At 50.7% G+C, this 17,436-nt stretch carries 12 protein-coding genes; 4 read left to right on the forward strand and 8 right to left on the reverse strand.

What is annotated here, in order from left to right; all coding sequences use genetic code 11:
• Positions 1 to 2: 2 nt before the first annotated feature.
• The 3 genes from L6442_RS30230 to L6442_RS30240 form a co-directional block, all read right to left on the reverse strand.
• Positions 3 to 746 (reverse strand): sugar phosphate nucleotidyltransferase, encoded by a 744-nt coding sequence (locus L6442_RS30230; RefSeq protein WP_212979545.1) that lies wholly within the window; start codon positions 744 to 746, stop codon positions 3 to 5.
• A gap of 210 nt (positions 747 to 956) precedes the next feature.
• Positions 957 to 1,841, reverse strand: a complete 885-nt coding sequence (gene galU / locus L6442_RS30235) for a UTP--glucose-1-phosphate uridylyltransferase GalU (RefSeq protein WP_212979544.1) — start codon at positions 1,839 to 1,841, stop codon at positions 957 to 959.
• Positions 1,842 to 2,076: 235 nt separating this feature from the next.
• On the reverse strand, positions 2,077 to 4,587 hold the full coding sequence (locus L6442_RS30240) for a U32 family peptidase (RefSeq protein WP_212979543.1): 2,511 nt from the start codon (positions 4,585 to 4,587) through the stop codon (positions 2,077 to 2,079).
• Positions 4,588 to 4,791: 204 nt separating this feature from the next.
• Between L6442_RS30240 and L6442_RS30245 the strand changes: the two genes are divergently transcribed.
• A complete protein-coding gene (locus L6442_RS30245; protein WP_194233865.1) occupies positions 4,792 to 5,070 on the forward strand; it encodes an ArsR/SmtB family transcription factor in 279 nt (92 codons plus the stop codon).
• A gap of 69 nt (positions 5,071 to 5,139) precedes the next feature.
• Positions 5,140 to 6,312, forward strand: a complete 1,173-nt coding sequence (locus L6442_RS30250) for an MFS transporter (protein WP_212979542.1) — start codon at positions 5,140 to 5,142, stop codon at positions 6,310 to 6,312.
• A gap of 267 nt (positions 6,313 to 6,579) precedes the next feature.
• Here L6442_RS30250 and L6442_RS30255 read toward each other — a convergent pair whose 3' ends face one another.
• From L6442_RS30255 to uvrB, 5 genes are all read right to left on the reverse strand, one after another.
• Positions 6,580 to 8,496 (reverse strand): copper amine oxidase N-terminal domain-containing protein, encoded by a 1,917-nt coding sequence (locus tag L6442_RS30255; RefSeq protein ID WP_212979541.1) that lies wholly within the window; start codon positions 8,494 to 8,496, stop codon positions 6,580 to 6,582.
• Between the two features lie 23 nt (positions 8,497 to 8,519).
• Positions 8,520 to 9,653, reverse strand: coding sequence for a S1C family serine protease (locus tag L6442_RS30260; RefSeq protein WP_212979540.1), 1,134 nt, complete (start codon positions 9,651 to 9,653; stop codon positions 8,520 to 8,522).
• A gap of 413 nt (positions 9,654 to 10,066) precedes the next feature.
• Positions 10,067 to 10,276, reverse strand: coding sequence for a hypothetical protein (locus L6442_RS30265; protein ID WP_194233869.1), 210 nt, complete (start codon positions 10,274 to 10,276; stop codon positions 10,067 to 10,069).
• Between the two features lie 295 nt (positions 10,277 to 10,571).
• A complete protein-coding gene (uvrA, locus tag L6442_RS30270; RefSeq protein ID WP_194233870.1) occupies positions 10,572 to 13,433 on the reverse strand; it encodes an excinuclease ABC subunit UvrA in 2,862 nt (953 codons plus the stop codon).
• Between the two features lie 212 nt (positions 13,434 to 13,645).
• The gene (uvrB, locus tag L6442_RS30275; RefSeq protein ID WP_212979539.1) at positions 13,646 to 15,637 is read right to left on the reverse strand and encodes an excinuclease ABC subunit UvrB; all 1,992 of its coding nucleotides are present in this window, start codon (positions 15,635 to 15,637) and stop codon (positions 13,646 to 13,648) included.
• A 174-nt stretch (positions 15,638 to 15,811) separates the two neighbouring features.
• Between uvrB and L6442_RS30280 the strand changes: the two genes are divergently transcribed.
• Positions 15,812 to 16,612, forward strand: a complete 801-nt coding sequence (locus tag L6442_RS30280) for a flagellar motor protein (RefSeq protein ID WP_194233872.1) — start codon at positions 15,812 to 15,814, stop codon at positions 16,610 to 16,612.
• Positions 16,596 to 17,408: a flagellar motor protein MotB gene (locus tag L6442_RS30285; RefSeq protein WP_212979563.1), complete on the forward strand. Its 813-nt coding sequence runs from the start codon at positions 16,596 to 16,598 to the stop codon at positions 17,406 to 17,408. Before L6442_RS30280 ends, L6442_RS30285 begins: the two co-directional genes overlap by 17 nt.
• The last annotated feature ends 28 nt before the right edge of the window (positions 17,409 to 17,436 follow it).

The raw sequence follows: 17,436 nt of genomic DNA on the forward strand, positions 1-17,436 counted from the left end.
CCTTACAACTTGAAGCGGCCAAATTCCTCGCCAAATACCACGTTTTGTGCCAGGTCATTCGCCCGGGTCCATGATAGATGGGTTCCGGCATCCGTCCACCAGCCTTTCAATACATCAAAGGTTAACTCATTCTGTTTAATATATGAATTATTTACGTCCGTGATTTCCAATTCGCCCCTTGCCGAGGGTTTTAACGTGCGGATAATTTCAAACACCTGTTGATCGAACATATAAATGCCCGTAACCGCATAGTCGCTTTTGGGCAGCTGCGGCTTTTCTTCGATGGAAACGATGTGGTTTTCCCTTAGTTCGGGTACTCCAAAGCGGCTCGGATCTTGAACCTTCTGGATCAAAATTTTGGCACCGCTTGGCTGCTGCCGGAATTTATCGATAAATGGGGTAATATCGTCTTCGAACACATTGTCCCCCAAAATAACGACCATTCGCTCCCCGCCGACGAACTGCTCGGACAAAGCCAAAGCTTGCGCGATTCCCCCGGCTTCATCCTGAACCTTGTACGTAAAGCAAACCCCCATTTCCCGTCCGCTCCCAAGCAGACTCACAACGTCCCCCATATGTTCCTTGCCTGTAACAATCAAAATATCCGTGAGACCGGCTTGTTTCAGTTTTGAAATGGAATGAAAAATCATGGGATACTTCCCGACGGGAAGAAGATGCTTATTGGTGACCTTGGTTAAAGGGTATAAACGGGACCCTGTGCCTCCGGCCAAAATGATTGCTTTCATAAATGCCTCCTAGATTAATAAGGTAGTGAATCATGATAAGCAAGCATACTCATAGATGGGGAATGTTACGAATTGTTAGCAATATAGAAACAATGATACAAAATGTATCCTTGGTTTATTATAACAAATAAAATGGGTTTGGGAATCATTTGGATGAAAAAAACACTTATCTAAATGTACGCATGAGCGTGCATTTAAGATAAGTGTTTTTTAAATGAATAGTTGTCCTTCACTCTTCATTACATCTTTTAAATAAATCAGTAAATCTTCCCTCAAATCATGATGCTGAAGAGCATAATGAATAGTTGTCTTGATGAATCCCAACTTTTCTCCCACATCATGCCGCAAGCCGTCAAAATGATAAGCCAATATCGATTCCTTTTGACTTAAGGCAGATAATGCATCTGTTAATTGAATCTCTCCGTTGACCCCTGCAGACTGCCCCTCTAAAAGTTCAAATATATGAGGGTCCAATATGTAGCGGCCCATGATGGCCAAATTGGATGTTGCCTCGGAAGGTTTTGGTTTTTCGATCAGCCGCAATGCTTGAAATACGCGATCTTCGATTTGCCGGCCATCTACAATACCATAGCGGTAAACTTCATCAAATGGAACCGGCTGTACGCCGACGATCGAGGCATTGTATTGTTCATGCACCTGAATCATCTGCTTTAAGCAGGGAACCTCAGCTTCAACAATATCATCTCCTAAAAGTACCGCAAACGGTTCATTCCCTATAAATTTACGCGCGCACCAAATCGCGTGACCTAACCCTTTAGGCTCTTTTTGACGGATATAATGGATGTCTGCCATCTCGGAGGGTCTGCGGACTTCATTAAGGAGATCCCATTTCCTTTTTTCCGTGAGATTATGTTCAAGCTCAAATGAATAATCAAAATGATCTTCAATCGCTCGTTTCCCCTTACCGGTAACGATAATGATATCTTCGATTCCGGAGGCAACCGCTTCTTCTATGATGTATTGTATCGTAGGTTTATCCACAATCGGAAGCATTTCTTTAGGCATGGCTTTGGTAGCCGGAAGAAAACGTGTACCTAAACCTGCTGCTGGAATAATGGCTTTACGGATTTTCATGGCTGGACTCCCCGTTTTAGAATTCTACTAAATAAGTTGAACCAATGATTATGAACGGCCCCCATCCCTTTTCATTTTCTTTAGTTCAGCTTATATGGCTGAAATTATCTATCAGACTTGCTCAGCTCCATGTTAACAGAAATTTACTTCTCTCTCAATGAATCCATTAGACATTAAAAGCCCCTGCTTAATCATGGATGATGTGCTAAGCAGGAGCCATTAATCTAATTAGTATTTACTTCACCAGTTGACCGCGCGTGACGCCGAGCTGGTTGGTCGCTTTGAGCGTCTTCCATACCTGCGTGCCGTTGATTTCACCGCGCAGTGCGCGGTTATAGAGATCGATGACCTCATGCACCTGCTCCTTCGTTTCTTCGAGAAACTCGACGCGGTAATGGGCTACGCCAAGGTCCATGAAGTTGGTCAGGTATTCGGCGCCGGACTGCTCGATCGCGTTGTAAACCGTATTGCGGCAGCCTTCGTCCACCCGGACCGGGTGGGACATGCCGATGCGGTCCTGCAGCGATACCCGGTGCGCTTCGCATGGACGGCCGCAGTTGGTGTAGTCCGTGCCTTCGCTGAGGAAGGTGCAATACACGCAGTGCTCGGTATGGAACATCGGCAAATGCTGATGGATGACGACTTCCATCCGCGAAGTGTCGGAACGGCCGAGCAAATCGACCATCTGCTGAATGTTCAGGTCGTAAGACGGCGTGACGATGTCGCAGCCGGCTTCGAGGAACAAATTCACCGCTTTATGGTTGGCGATGTTCAGCGAGAAATCGCCGATCAGCTGCGGATGCTTCGCATCCGGGTTCTCCATCCGGTCGCGCAGGTAGAAATACAGCGCGCCGGTGTTCCGCACCAGCACGGCGTCCGGCTGAAGGCGCAGAATGTTTTTGTGGATGCCGTTCTCGATCGGCATATGGATGCGCGGCGTTACGAGCGCTATTCTTTTGCCGGCGGCATGAACGGTCTCCACCGCTTCCTTGAACTGCTTGATGAACTCGAAGTCGGCGTATATGAACTCTACGCCGGCTTCCAGCGCAGCCTCCACCTGCGGGAGGCTGCGGCACAGCGCGGTGAGCTTCGCCTCACCGCGGGCCACCGGCGATGCGCTAGGCGCCGCATCGCCAAACACATCCACCGCCCGTTTCACGTACACGGGCGGCTTCGGGCGCTCGCCAGCGAGCAGCTCCACCGCACGGCGGCGGATGCTGTTCAGCTCGCGCATGGGCACAATGACGTCGCCCTGCAGGTCGACGTCCAGCTTCTCCAGCTGGAACACGGTGCCGCCCAAACGGCCGAATTGCTCTTCGAGCAGCGCGTAATCCATCGGCCGTTTCTTGGCCACTTCCAGTTCCAGCTCCGAATCCACCTGGACCGTCGTGCCTTTCTGCACATCGGTCCAGATTGTCGTCAGCAGGCCGCCGGCATGGCCAAATGCCTTCACATGCACCGGGAAGACCCGGTATGGCTTATCCGTCTCATACGTCTGGCGCAGGCGCTTGTCCAGCGCCGGGTCATTGGTTTTCCAGATGCGGTCGCCGACATGCACCTTGTGCAGATCCACGTCGCTGCGGCCGGGAATGATGTCGACGATCCAGCCTTCGCCAGCTTCGCCTTCGATCTTGACGCCTTTGCGGCGCAGATCATAAATACGTCCGCCTTCTTCCGGCTTCGTCGGATCTCCGGCGTCGAACACGATGCCGTCGCCGCGTTTCAGCGGTGCTTCAATCCGGCAAACGACGCCGTCGCGCAGCACCTGCTCCACGCGTCCGAGATAAACGCCGCGGCTTTTCGGGAATGTGCCGTCGACCAGCTTTTTATTGTTCGTGCCTTCCAGGAAGCCATGCGTAAAGCCGCGCGAGAAGCTCTGCTGCAGCTCGCGCATCTCCTCTTTGCCCGGCTTCGTATCATCGCCTTCGAAATACCGGTCAATCGCCTTCCGGTACTTGCTGACCACGTTGGCGACATATTCCGGGCTCTTGAGGCGTCCTTCGATTTTAAATGAAGTGACCCCCGCTTCGATCAGCTCAGGCATCAGGTCAATCGCCGCCAAATCCTTTGGCGACAGCAGGTAGGCGACATCGCCCATCGGCTTCTGTTCGCCATCGACCATCAGGTCGTACGGCAGGCGGCAGGCCTGCGCGCATTCGCCGCGGTTCGCCGAACGTCCGCCCCACATTTCCGAGGTCAGGCATTGTCCGGAGTAGGAAACACACAGCGCGCCATGCACGAATACTTCCATCGGCAGCTTTGCCTGCTCGCCGATTTTTTGAATCTGCTTCAAATTGTTTTCGCGGCCCAGAACGACGCGTTCCATGTTCCAAGGTTTCGTAAACTCCACCGCCTCCGGCGAAGTGATCGTCATCTGCGTGGAGCCGTGAATCGGAAAGTCCGGCGACATTTCGCGGATCATTTTCACAAGCCCAAGGTCCTGAACGATGACGGCATCGACGCCTGCATCGATACAAGCTTCGATCAGCTCTTGGGCATCCTGCAGTTCGTCTTCGAACACCAAAATATTAAACGTCAAAAAACCTTTGACGCCATAGCTGTGCAGAAACGACATGATTTCCGGCAGCTCGGCCATCAAAAAATTGTTGGCGCGGGCGCGGGCATTAAACTTTTCAACGCCAAAAAAGATCGCGTCGGCCCCATTCGCCACCGCCGCGCGCATGCAGTCCCAATCGCCGGCTGGGGCGAGCAGTTCCACATCTTCTCTCCGTAATTTTGTATTCATCTATATATCCTCCTAACCGGTCTTTAAACCGGATCTGCTTCATTGGCATTTTAACTTATCCAGTTTACCAGACATCCCGCCATCCTGCTACCTGGGGGCGATCAAGAAAACGCTGATAACTTCACACTTTACAAATCCGCATCTTTATGCTACGTTATTTCTACAAATATCGAAATACAAATCATCTACTGGAGGCTCAGTGCCATGAAAGAACCCAAAGATCAACAGCAGGCAGTCAAAATTTATAAAGCGCTCGGAGAACCTACCCGGTTCAAAATCGCCCTGCACCTAAAAGAAGAAAGCGACCAATGCTGCTGCGTTCTGGGAGAGAAACTGCAAACGGTAGCCATCTCTACTCTGTCCCATCATCTGAAACAAATGGCAGAGGCGGGTTTGCTGACTTCACGTAAAGAGGGAACCTTCATATATTACAGCTTGGACAAGGAAGTGGCCGCCAAATACGCTCCATACTTGCTGGAGTAATTTTTTTTGATTTCTATTTCGATATTTGTAGAAATATAGTTATTTAAAACATACTGGGAGAGTGAACTTATGAAAAGTACATGGAAAGTATACGTTCTTGCCTTAATCAGCTTTTTGGTTGGAACATCCGAATACATTATTTCCGGGATCTTGGACCGGATCGCAGAGACGCTGGGGATCAGCGTTGCGGCAGCAGGCCAGCTCATAACAGTCTTTTCCCTTGCCTATGCGATCGGTACGCCTTTTCTGATGGCGTTGACAGCCAAATTGGACCGGCGCAAGCTTCTTCTTTATTCGCTTAGTCTCTTTATTGCGGCTAACCTGCTGACATTTATTTTGCCCGGCTTTGGCCTCTTCATTGCCGCGAGAATCATCATGGCTTTAGGTGCCGGCATGGTCGTCGTTACCGCACTTAGCATTGCCGCCAAAATCGCGCCGCCCGGCAAGCAGGCCAGCTCCATCGCCACCGTTACCATGGGCTTTACCGCATCGCTTATTATCGGTGTCCCGCTTGGCAGAATGGTATCTACGGCTTTTGGCTGGAAAGCGGTGTTTCTAGCCATCGCAATTGTCGGCATACTCGCCATGCTTGTGATTGCCGCGGTCATTCCACGTATGCAAGGCGACAAGCCGGTACCTTTGATCAAACAATTTGCTTTGTTAAAAAAACCTCAGGTTTTGGTCGCTTTAGCAATTACTTTCTTCTGGTTAGGAGGATATTCTCTCGCCTATACTTACATCTCTCCTTTTCTGCTTGAGGTGACTCATTTAAATGATTCATTGCTTAGCACAGCTCTGTTTGTATTCGGCATTGCCAGCTTGGTTGGTTCAAAAGTCGGCGGCTACAGCGCAGATAAACGGGGCATCATGTTCACGCTGGTTTCGGGAATGCTGCTGCATGTCATTTCGTTGATATTGCTTTCCCTGGCCGGACAGTCGGTCATTGCCGTATTCGCCATTCTGATCCTCTGGTCTTTTGCCGCTTGGTCTTCCGGTCCAACCCAGCAATTTAACCTGGTTTCGCTTGTTCCCGAATCCTCAGGGGTGATGCTGAGTTTGAACCAATCCACGATGCAGCTGTCTATGGCTGTCGGTGCGGGAGTCGGAGGGCTGATCGTTAACCATGTTTCACTAGCTTCCATTACCTGGTTCGGGGCGCTCGGCGTACTCATCGCCATTATTGCCACTTTTGTATTGTCCGGCATGGCAACTCGGCATTCGGCGGTACAATCAGCGGATTAAAGGCCTCGGCAAGGTAAGTTCATCTTTCGGAGCTTAGCCTTTTATAACGAAAAGCAGCTCGATAATCGAGCTGCTTTTTTAAATATAAGAAAGTATAAATTCAGGGACTCGCATCCTTATATCGCAAGAAAAATTACCGCTAAATGCGGTCTGTCATCTGTGGAAGTACATCGGATAGACGTTTTTCTTAACCTGTTATTTATCATTCCGGATATGGCCAATATTTTCAGAATGTATGGTCCTAATACGTAGAAAATCTCCGCATATTTACTTGGAACCGGTCAATGCAAAAGTATTTAGCGTCCGCTCGATCGCATCTTTTTGTGCCGCAGTTGCATTGGCATCATTCAGCGATGCGCTGATCGTATAAACGATATCATCCTTTTGCAGGATAATCTGCCGGGCGCTGTAAGGAATGCCTTCTTTGATTTGATGGAGGGTGAGCGACACGGCCGGTACTCCGGCAAACGTAATATTTTCCGTCTTCTCCACCTTAAGATCCTTCTGATATTTGGCAGCTTCGGTATAATATGATTTCAATTGATTGACAGCCGCCTCCAGGGATGCGGCTTTCTCGGCCGTGATCAGAAAACGTCCGCCTGTAAATTGGTAATCCACCGTTGATTTTTCGAATTTATCCTGATTTGCGGTCCAATACTGCGGAATATCAATTCGGTATTTGAAAGTTTTGGATTGCTTGGTGGTCGTCTTCATTTTGCTAATCAGGAAGGAGTCGTCTTCCATCGTGCCGAAAGTGCCGGAAACAACCTTGAAATCGATGTTGATCGACTTCATCAAATCCTTGAATTTAGCGATATCCCCCTTCTGATCCTCTGGAGCGGAGTACTCGGCATAGTAACGGTATCCGTCACGCAGCAGCATAACTTCATATTCCGTAATCCAGCCGTCGCCATAATTGTAACGGACTTCATTCATGAGCCCTTTTTCACCCGAAACTTCGATTGGGGAAGTGCCGACGATTTGATACGAATCCGGCACAAAGGACTCTTTCACCCATGTTTTTAATTCCTCGCTCCACTGCTCCAAACTGGAGCCTCTAGGAGATGAAGATACCTTCAGCTTAAGATAGCTGCCGCTTTTGCTTTCATAAAACATATTGGCGTTGTCGACTTTCCAGCCGGCAGGCACATCAAGCGTAATGCCGTAATCGTCATTGCCCTCATGACGCATGCCGTTTTTAACAGTGGATAAATCTTTAATCGTTTTGTCCAATGGATTATAACCGATGTTGAACGAATCCAAAAGTCCCGTATATTTCTTCAGATCTTTGTAATTGGCAGCCGTCAAATCCGCAAAATAGACTTCATACAGCCGGTCATTGCCGTAATACATGCGATTTTCCCAGAACGTTCCGTCAGCGTCCTTGACGATGATCCGGGCGTACGGGACCTTGGCCTGCGGGAAGCTTCCGCGGTCCACCACAAGCTGACCGGCATCCTTGGCATTCTCCACCAGCATGTCCAGCAGATCTTCGGCTCCCAGCTTCACATCCTGATCTGATGTATGGACCTCGAAATAGTAAGTATTGTCGGCGTCGCTAAACGATACGATGCTTTCATCCCTTTCAGAATCGCCAAGCAGCAGGCCGCTCGGGTAGTTAATCGTCCACCCATAATAGCTGTTGCCGATTTTGGTTTTGCCAAGATCGGTGTCAATGCCCGGGTCATCTTCATCCACGGATGTTTCAGACGGGCTGAGACTGACTACCAGCGCCCCCATGCTCCCTGGAGCAATATCCGCCCCAATTCCTTCGGCCACCACCCGCAGCGGTACCATCAGCGTTCCCGATACTATCGCCGGCGCCGCGCCGAGCTTCACTTTCTTGCCGTCGATCCAGGCCGTATTGCTTCCAATCGTCATGGATACGATGTGCGGACCGTACATTACTTTCACGATATCCGAGTTCTCAAGCCGCACTTCGGTGCCGAATGCCCGCTTGAAAAGACCTACAGGAACCATAACCGTGCCATGATCCAAATACGGCTTCGCGATATTTTCGGTTTTCCCGTTCATCCAGACGGATGCGCTCCCCGTTGTTATTTTAAACGTCAACTTGTCCGCCGCACTGTCCGCGCGATCCGCCCAGGCCGGCACAGCCGCTGACAACGCCACGCTGCAGGCCAAAAGGGCGGAGCCCATTTTAATAAGCGCTTTTCTCTTCATCCGCGCATGCCCCTTCTTCCCCATTAAAATTCGTCATCGTCTTCGCCGCCAGCTGCCGATTCATTGTCCATACCGACGCCTTCTGACAGCACCAATTTGCGTATCACGATATCTCCGTCACTTTGCATCAGCAGCTTAACGGTTTGGCCTGGCATATACGACTTGAACAGTTCATTAATGTCCACAACCGAATTTACTCGTTTTCCGTCAATGCTGTAGAGGACGTCATTTTCACGGATCCCCGCCTTTTTCGCTTCGTCGGAGACGACCTTGGTGATGGTCAGCGGATCCTGCGTAGGGAGTCCCACCAGCGCGGACCAGCTTTCTTCCATGCTCACTCCAAGGCTGGGCCGTCTAACCTCGCCATATTTAAACAGCTGATTGATCACGTATTGCACCGTTTCGGACGGGATGGAGAACCCCATATTTTCCACGCCTACTGCGGCAAATTTCATGCTGTTAATGCCAAGCACTTCGCCTTTCATGTTCACCAGTGGACCGCCGCTGTTCCCCGGGTTGATCGCCGTATCGCTTTGAATCAAGCGGTAGGTGGCGTTTACCGCCCGGTTCATACCGCTGACGACGCCTACGGTTGCGGAATTGCGCAAGGAAAAGGAGATCGGTGTCCCGATGGCCACCACTTTTTCACCGACCTGCGTATTTTGTGCGGATTTGGCGAAAACAGCCGGGCGCAGGCCCGAAGCATTGATTTTGATCAAAGCCAGATCACTGGCTTCGTCAACATATGTATCGGTAATTTTATAGGTTTTGCCATCCGAAGTGACAACAACCGTGCTTTGCAGCCCGTTCACGACATGGGCGTTGGTGACAATCCAACCGTTTGACCTGATAATGACTCCCGTGCCATGCATTAAGTTGTTGCGGTCTGCAGCCATTTGTTCCGTCTGAGCCGTCGCCCGCCCGATAATGCCGACAACCGATGGCGACACATCCTTTACGATCTGCGGAACCGGATCCGTCGGCACCTGCACTTGAGTGTTAGCAGAGCTTTTTTGACCTTTAACCGCAGCTCCTGTTGATGGGATTGTTTTGGCTGCCGATTGCGGCTTCGCCGCAGCCGCCGCTTCTACCGCACCACTAAGCAGCATGATGCTGCAAAGCAAAAGAATGACCCTCTTTTTCCCCATAGGCTTCATGTCCTCACCTAGCCTTTAAATTTTTTCTATTTTTACACATTAATGGTGACTCTCCCCTGAATCTTAGCCCAATGTAACACAGATTCCGAAACTGTACAATTGCTCTGTAGCCCTATCTTTTGGAGATGTCAAAAACATCGATCGACATATTTCTTGGGGTATGGCCCCGAAATGAACACTGTTTCCATGCACAAAATAACACCACAAAGAGTATCGGAAAGAAGTAAGGGCGCCTCTCAAAGAGGGGCGCTTTTGCGGAGCAAAAGTACGGAGTGAAGCCGATGCTTCGATGCTTATTCCAAATACTTTGCGGGGACCCCAAAAAACTTATAAAATCACAAAAAAAGACCCCTTGCAGCGCCCAAAGGCGTGAGGTGTCTTCATTCGTCTTATGAATCAGGTTCCCTTTGCTTCTAGCTCATCCAGTTCTGTACCATTGCGAAATCAGAAGCAAGGAAAACCAACAAACAAATGATGCTGAATCCGATTGCAAACTTGTTCTTAACAGGTTGCTTGATGAGGCGAATCGTACCGATAAGAATAAGCAGCGTAAACAGAATCATGAAAATATCAAAAGTGTTGAATTTGGATGCGGCCGATGCAGCAGCTTCTGCAAGGAACATGATTGAACCTCCTCAAATAACTTCGCTCAATTTTAACATATCTCCTTACATGTTATCCTTCCAGAAGGAGAGATGCAAGACTTACGCAGGAAAAAATTGAAATTGTCATAAATTTGCCTAGATTTGGCATCGCTTCTTGTGCTTTTTATTATAGATGTTGTTGCACTTATAGTATGATCCCTGTTTCCGATATTATGTTCGGCTATTGCAATCTCTTACTCTCAGGGAAAAAGAAGAACCACCGGAGAAAATCCGGCGGTTCCATGACGTTTCTGTAAAACCCGGGTTTATGTCATTAACTTCCAACCTTCAATTCCTCGGTACGGGCGGTATCCCGTTCCAACACAGGCTTCAGATACTTTCCTGTATAGGAGCCGTCCACTTTGACAAGCTGTTCCGGCGTTCCTGTCGCGATGATCGTTCCGCCGCCGCTGCCGCCTTCCGGCCCCAAGTCGATCAAATAATCCGCCGTCTTAATGACATCCAAATTATGCTCGATGACAAGCACGGATTCGCCCGAATCCACCAGCCGGTGCAGGACGGTCAACAAACGGTCGATATCGTCCACATGCAATCCTGTCGTCGGTTCGTCAAGGATATACATCGTTTTGCCGGTACTGCGGCGGTACAGCTCGGAAGCCAGCTTCACGCGCTGGGCTTCGCCGCCGGAAAGCGTCGTTGCCGGCTGCCCCAGCGTGATGTACCCCAGGCCCACGTCAAGCAGCGTCTGCAGCTTCCGGTGGATTTTCGGAATGTTTTTGAAAAACTCCGTTGCATCCTCCACCGTCATCTCCAGCACATCGGCGATGCTTTTGGCTTTATATTTGACCTCCAGCGTTTCGCGGTTATATCGTTTGCCTTTGCAGACTTCGCAAGGCACGTATACATCCGGCAGGAAGTGCATTTCGATTTTGATGATGCCGTCCCCGCGGCAGGCTTCGCAGCGCCCGCCTTTGACGTTGAAACTGAAACGGCCTTTCTTGTAGCCGCGGATTTTTGCTTCGTTCGTTTGCGCGTAAATGTCGCGGATATCGTCGAAAACGCCGGTATAGGTAGCAGGGTTCGAACGCGGCGTACGTCCAATCGGAGACTGGTCGATATCGATGACCTTCTCCAGATGCTCGAGTCCCCTGATTTCTTTATGCGCCCCCGGACGCACTTTGACGGCTCTATTCAGTTCTTTTGCGAGCGTTTTATACAAAATCTCGTTAACCAGCGTCGATTTTCCTGAACCGGACACCCCTGTCACCGCCGTAAAAACGCCGACCGGTATTTTGACGTTCAGGTTTTTAAGGTTATTCTCGCGCGCACCGCGGATTTCCAGCCAGCGCCCATCCGGCTTTCTCCGGTTCGGATTGACGGGAATAAACTTCCGGCCGCTCAAATACTGCCCGGTCAAGGAGTTCGGATCGTTCATGATTTGCTTCGGTGTTCCTTGCGCAATAACGCGGCCGCCATGAATCCCTGCTCCCGGACCGATGTCGATGATATAATCGGCTGCCAGCATCGTATCCTCGTCATGCTCAACAACGATCAGCGTGTTGCCAAGATCGCGCATATGCTCCAGCGTCGCGATCAGCCTATCGTTGTCACGCTGATGCAGGCCGATACTCGGCTCGTCCAAAATGTACAGGACGCCCATCAGGCTGGAGCCGATTTGGGTGGCAAGCCTGATCCGTTGAGCTTCGCCGCCGGAGAGCGTACCCGCCGCACGGCTGAGCGTCAGATACTGCAAACCGACGTTCACAAGGAATCCCAGCCGGCTATTGATTTCCTTCAAAATCAAATGGGCGATGGAGCGTTCCTTCTCGCTCAGTTCCAGCGAATCGAACAGCTGCATCGCATCGCCGATCGACAAGCTGGTTACATCGGCAATATTGTTTCCGCTGACCGTAACCGCGAGCACTTCTTTTTTCAAACGATGCCCTTTGCACACTTCGCATGGCTTGGCGCTCATGAAGTTCTCGATAAACTCGCGGATTCCGTCCGAAGCCGTTTCGCGGTAACGGCGCTCTAGGTTCGGGATGATGCCTTCAAAAACGACATTCGCTTCCTTCCGCTGCCCAAAGTCATTTTCGTAACGGAAACGCACTTTCTCGCTGCCTGTTCCGTACAGCAGCTTGTCCATATCCTCTTTTTTCAGCTGGCTGACCGGAACATTCTGCGGAATATCGTAATGCTCGCATACCGAACTCAGGAACTGCGGATAATAGTTGGATGTGCTTCCCGTCCAAGCCAGGAAAGCCCCTTCTTCAATGGATTTTTCCATATCCGGGATAAGCAGTTCCGGATCGACGATCATTTTGACGCCAAGACCGTCGCATTCCGGGCAGGCGCCGAACGGGCTGTTGAATGAAAACATGCGCGGCGAAAGTTCTTCCATACTGAACCCGCAAATCGAGCAGGCAAAATTGGAACTGAACCGCAGCTCCTCCTGGCCGATGATATCAACGAGCAGTTGTCCGCCGGAAAGCTTAAGCGCCGTTTCGATGGAATCCGCCAAGCGGGTTTCGACGCCCTCCTTGACGACGATCCGGTCTACGACCACTTCAATCGTGTGTTTTTTATTTTTTTCAAGTTCGATGCTTTCGGAAAGATCGCGCAATTCCCCGTCGACGCGTACCCGAACAAAACCTTGCTTGGCCACGTCCGCGAACAAGTTTTTATGCTCTCCCTTGCGCCCGGAAACGAGGGGCGCCATCAGTTGGAGTCTCGTTTTTTCCGGATAGGACATGATCCGGTCCACCATCTGCTCGACGGTTTGGGACGTAATTTCAATCCCGTGCTCCGGACAGTGAGGATGCCCGATCCGCGCAAACAGCAGGCGGAGGTAGTCGTAGATTTCCGTCACCGTACCTACCGTTGAGCGGGGGTTGCGGCTTGTCGTTTTCTGGTCAATAGAAATGGCCGGGGAAAGTCCGTCGATCGAATCCACATCCGGCTTCTCCATTTGCCCCAGAAATTGACGCGCGTACGCAGACAACGACTCCACGTATCGGCGCTGGCCTTCGGCATAAATCGTATCAAAAGCCAGTGATGACTTTCCCGATCCGCTAAGGCCCGTCAATACAACGAATTTATCGCGCGGAATGGTAATATCGATGTTCTTTAAATTATGAGCCCGGGCCCCTTTGATCACGATGTTTTCATTCGCCAATGCTCGTTCATCTCCTTTGTGCATAACATTCTATAATCTTAAAATAACCCCACAAAGTGACGTGCAGCCTTTGAAGCTTATTCCGATTACTTTGCGGGGACCTCAGAAGTTTATATGATACGTTAGTAAACGCCTGAATGGCCTTTCTAATATCCACAAAGAGAACGACCAGTTACCGACGGCCGTTCTCTTCCCATATCTCACCCTTGCATTTATTCAGCCTTCAGTTCCAGCAAGGCGTCGCGAAGCTCCGCGGCGCGTTCGAACTGCAAATTTTTCGCCGCTTCCTTCATTTCCGCCTCCAGGCGCTGGATGACCGACTGGCGCTCCTTCTTCGACATTTTGCCGGAAGCTCCCGTCAGATACTCCGCTTTCGATTCGGCAACCTTGGTCGCTTCGATCACATCGCGCACCTTCTTGCGGATAGTTTGAGGCGTAATGCCGTGTTCCTCATTATACGCAATCTGCAGCCCGCGGCGACGGGCCGTTTCCTTGATCGCTTTATCCATCGATTCGGTAATATGGTCGCCGTACATAATGACGAAACCTTCCGAGTTCCGAGCCGCACGGCCAATCGTTTGGATCAGGGAACGTTCGGAACGCAAGAAACCTTCCTTATCCGCATCCAAAATCGCAACCAGCGACACTTCAGGCAGGTCCAAACCTTCCCGCAGCAGATTGATTCCGACCAACACATGGAACACGCCAAGGCGGAGATCGCGCAGGATGGCTATCCGCTCGAGCGTTTTGATATCCGAGTGAAGGTACCGGACCTTAATGCCGATTTCCTTCAGGTAATCGGTCAAATCCTCCGCCATCTTCTTCGTAAGGGTCGTCACCAGCACGCGTTCATCCCGATCGATCCGTTCGCGGATTTCACCGATCAAATCGTCGATCTGGCCTTCCGTAGGGCGAACCTCAATCACCGGATCAAGCAGTCCGGTCGGCCGGATAATCTGCTCGACCATCGTATCGCAGTGTTCCATTTCATACGGGCCGGGCGTTGCCGACACATAAATGATCTGGTTAACCTTCTCTTCGAATTCCTCGAATTGCAAGGGCCGGTTATCCAAAGCCGAAGGAAGACGGAAACCATGATCCACCAGGACCGTTTTCCGGGCCCGGTCGCCATTGTACATCGCGCGGATCTGCGGCAGCGTCACATGGGATTCGTCCACCACAATCAAAAAGTCGTCCGGAAAATAATCCAGCAGCGTATACGGCGTTGCTCCGCGTTCCCGGAAGGTCAGCGGACCGGAGTAGTTCTCGATCCCGGAACAAAAACCGATTTCCTTCATCATCTCGATGTCATAGCGGGTACGCTGTTCCAGACGTTGAGCTTCCAGCAGCTTGCCCTCGGAGCGGAAATATTCCAGCTGCTCTTCCAGCTCGCGTTCGATATTTTTCAGGGCGATCCGCATCGTTTCTTCTTTCGTGACGAAGTGCGAGGCCGGAAAAATAGCCACGTGTTCGCGTTCGCCGATCAATTCGCCTGTGAGCACGTCGATTTCCGTGATTCGCTCAATTTCATCCCCGAAAAATTCGACGCGGATGGCGTGCTCGCCTTGCGAAGCCGGAAAGATCTCGATGACGTCGCCGCGGACGCGGAATGTGCCGCGGACGAAATTGATATCATTACGCTGGTACTGAATGTCCACAAGCCGCGATAGAATCTGGTTGCGCGGCTTCTCCATGCCTACGCGCAGCGACAGCAGCAAGCTCGAGTATTCGGAAGGCGAACCGAGACCGTAAATACAAGATACGCTGGCTACGATAATCACGTCGCGCCGCTCGAACAATGAACTGGTCGCGGAATGCCGTAGTTTGTCTATTTCCTCATTAATGCTCGAATCCTTCTCAATATAGGTATCGGAAGAGGGGATATACGCTTCGGGTTGATAATAATCATAATAGCTGACAAAGTAATCTACCGAATTATTCGGAAAAAACTCCTTGAATTCGCTCGCCAGCTGGGCTGCCAAAGTTTTATTGTGGGCAATTACCAGCGTCGGCCGGTTTACCTTGGCAATCGTCTGCGCAATCGTAAACGTCTTCCCCGTTCCGGTCGCTCCAAGCAATGTCTGATGCTGTTTCCCCTGTTCAAGCCCTTCCACCAGTTCCGCTATCGCCTTGGGCTGGTCGCCCTGCGGCTTATATTCGGATAAAAGCTCAAACGGTCTGGTACTTACGACAATATCACTCATTGCCCAACATCACCCTCATCATCTAAAATAGATATTCTAAACTATATGTCGAGATTTCCCGATAATATGATTAGGAAATCCTTGTTGAAATAGGAATATTTGTTCCCGTCTATTATACTCTGATCGCCTGCTCTATGCAAACCTTAACTCATGAATAGGAGTGGTAACAACGACATGGAAATGACAACCATTATTGGCATACTGGCCGGCCTTGCCGCACTGGTAGGAGGCTTTTTATGGGAAGGGGGGCAAATTAACGGACTTATGCAAGGCGCGGCGGCGCTTATCGTATTCGGCGGTACCATCGCCGCCGTCGTTATCAGCTTTCCGCTCGCGCGGCTCAAAACGATCCCAAAAGCGCTGCGCTTTGCCTTTACCCGCCAGACGGACAACACCGAGCAGCTGATCGAAGACGTGGTGAATATGGCGACGACGGCACGGCGCAACGGCGTCCTTTCACTTGAGCGGATGGCCGTGGATCATCCCAACTCTTTTCTGCGCGAAGGCATGCAAATGGTCGTCGACGGGACCGACCATGAACTGCTCAGACAGATTATGGAGCTTGAAATCGGTGCGGTGGAACAAAAGCATGAATCTTATGCCAAAATTTTTGAATCCGCCGGAGGTTATTCTCCTACCATGGGGATTATCGGTACCGTCATGGGCCTGATTCACGTGCTTGGCAGCTTGACGGAGCCAACGGATCTGGGCCCTTCCATCGCGGTCGCTTTTACGGCTACTTTATACGGCGTTGCCGCTGCCAATATTATCTTTTTACCCATTGCGTCCAAAATTAAGTCGCGGAGCGACGATGAAATTCAGAACATGGAGCTTCTGCTCGAGGGCATTCTTGCCGTCCAAAACGGCGAACATCCGAATCTGGTCCGCAAAAAGCTTGTATCCTTCACGCCTGCGGAACGCTATCATGCTCCTGCGGTGAAGGAGGGTTATCATGAGCATGAAACGGCGGAGTAACCGTGCGGGACGGCGCAAACGGGAGAGCGGCGGGGATAATGGCCGTGACCGTTGGCTTATCACCTATGCGGATCTCATTACGCTGCTGCTCATTTTCTTCGTGATGATGTTTGCCATGAGCCGCTTGGATACACAAAAGTACCAGGAAATCACGCAATCGCTTCAAGTAACGTTTAAAACTGGAGCATCCATTCTGGACCAGGGGGCAGGGCTTACCGGCACGGCGAACAAGAATACGCACAAAACACCCGATAATGCCGCGAAATCCCAGCAGCCAAGCAAAAAAAGCGCAGACGCTCTTTCGGATCGCGAGCTTGCTTTCCGCAAACAGGAACAAGAGCTGCAAAATCTGATGAAGGTCATTTCAAAATACGTGAAGGACAACAAGCTTGAAGATCAGATTTTCGTTGCCGACCAGCCGCAGGGCATCACGATTACGCTCAGCGACAAATTCCTGTTTGACGTCGGCAAAGCGGATCTGAAATCCGGCTCCGTTCCGGTAATGGACAAGCTGGCCAGCCTTTTCAAAGAACTGCATACCATCATCAGCATCGAAGGGCATACGGACAATCTCCCGATTGTTTATTCATCAAAATATAAAGATAACTGGGAACTGTCAGGCGCCCGCGCGCTTTCGGTTTTGCGTTATTTCATTGACCAGAAGCAATTGGATCCCGCCGGATTCCAATATGCAGGTTATGGTGATACCCGGCCGGCCGCGGACAACTCCACCGAGGCAGGACGGCAAAAAAACCGCCGCGTCGAAATCATCGTGCTGCGGCAGTTGAAAGAATAATCCGGCTTGGAGCATTCCCTTTCCGGCA

Source organism: Paenibacillus azoreducens, assembly GCF_021654775.1.
GTDB classification, from domain to species: domain Bacteria; phylum Bacillota; class Bacilli; order Paenibacillales; family Paenibacillaceae; genus Paenibacillus_AQ; species Paenibacillus_AQ azoreducens.

Excerpts from the sequence above, each read along its gene's own strand:
- L6442_RS30230 (WP_212979545.1), bottom strand. The coding sequence starts at position 746 with ATGAAAGCAATCATTTTGGCCGGAGGCACAGGGTCCCGTTTATACCCT.
- galU (WP_212979544.1), bottom strand. The coding sequence starts at position 1,841 with ATGAAAATCCGTAAAGCCATTATTCCAGCAGCAGGTTTAGGTACACGT.
- L6442_RS30240 (WP_212979543.1), bottom strand. The coding sequence starts at position 4,587 with ATGAATACAAAATTACGGAGAGAAGATGTGGAACTGCTCGCCCCAGCC.
- L6442_RS30245 (WP_194233865.1), top strand. The coding sequence starts at position 4,792 with ATGAAAGAACCCAAAGATCAACAGCAGGCAGTCAAAATTTATAAAGCG.
- L6442_RS30250 (WP_212979542.1), top strand. The coding sequence starts at position 5,140 with ATGAAAAGTACATGGAAAGTATACGTTCTTGCCTTAATCAGCTTTTTG.
- L6442_RS30255 (WP_212979541.1), bottom strand. The coding sequence starts at position 8,496 with ATGAAGAGAAAAGCGCTTATTAAAATGGGCTCCGCCCTTTTGGCCTGC.
- L6442_RS30260 (WP_212979540.1), bottom strand. The coding sequence starts at position 9,653 with ATGAAGCCTATGGGGAAAAAGAGGGTCATTCTTTTGCTTTGCAGCATC.
- L6442_RS30265 (WP_194233869.1), bottom strand. The coding sequence starts at position 10,276 with ATGTTCCTTGCAGAAGCTGCTGCATCGGCCGCATCCAAATTCAACACT.
- uvrB (WP_212979539.1), bottom strand. The coding sequence starts at position 15,637 with ATGAGTGATATTGTCGTAAGTACCAGACCGTTTGAGCTTTTATCCGAA.
- L6442_RS30280 (WP_194233872.1), top strand. The coding sequence starts at position 15,812 with ATGGAAATGACAACCATTATTGGCATACTGGCCGGCCTTGCCGCACTG.
- L6442_RS30285 (WP_212979563.1), top strand. The coding sequence starts at position 16,596 with ATGAAACGGCGGAGTAACCGTGCGGGACGGCGCAAACGGGAGAGCGGC.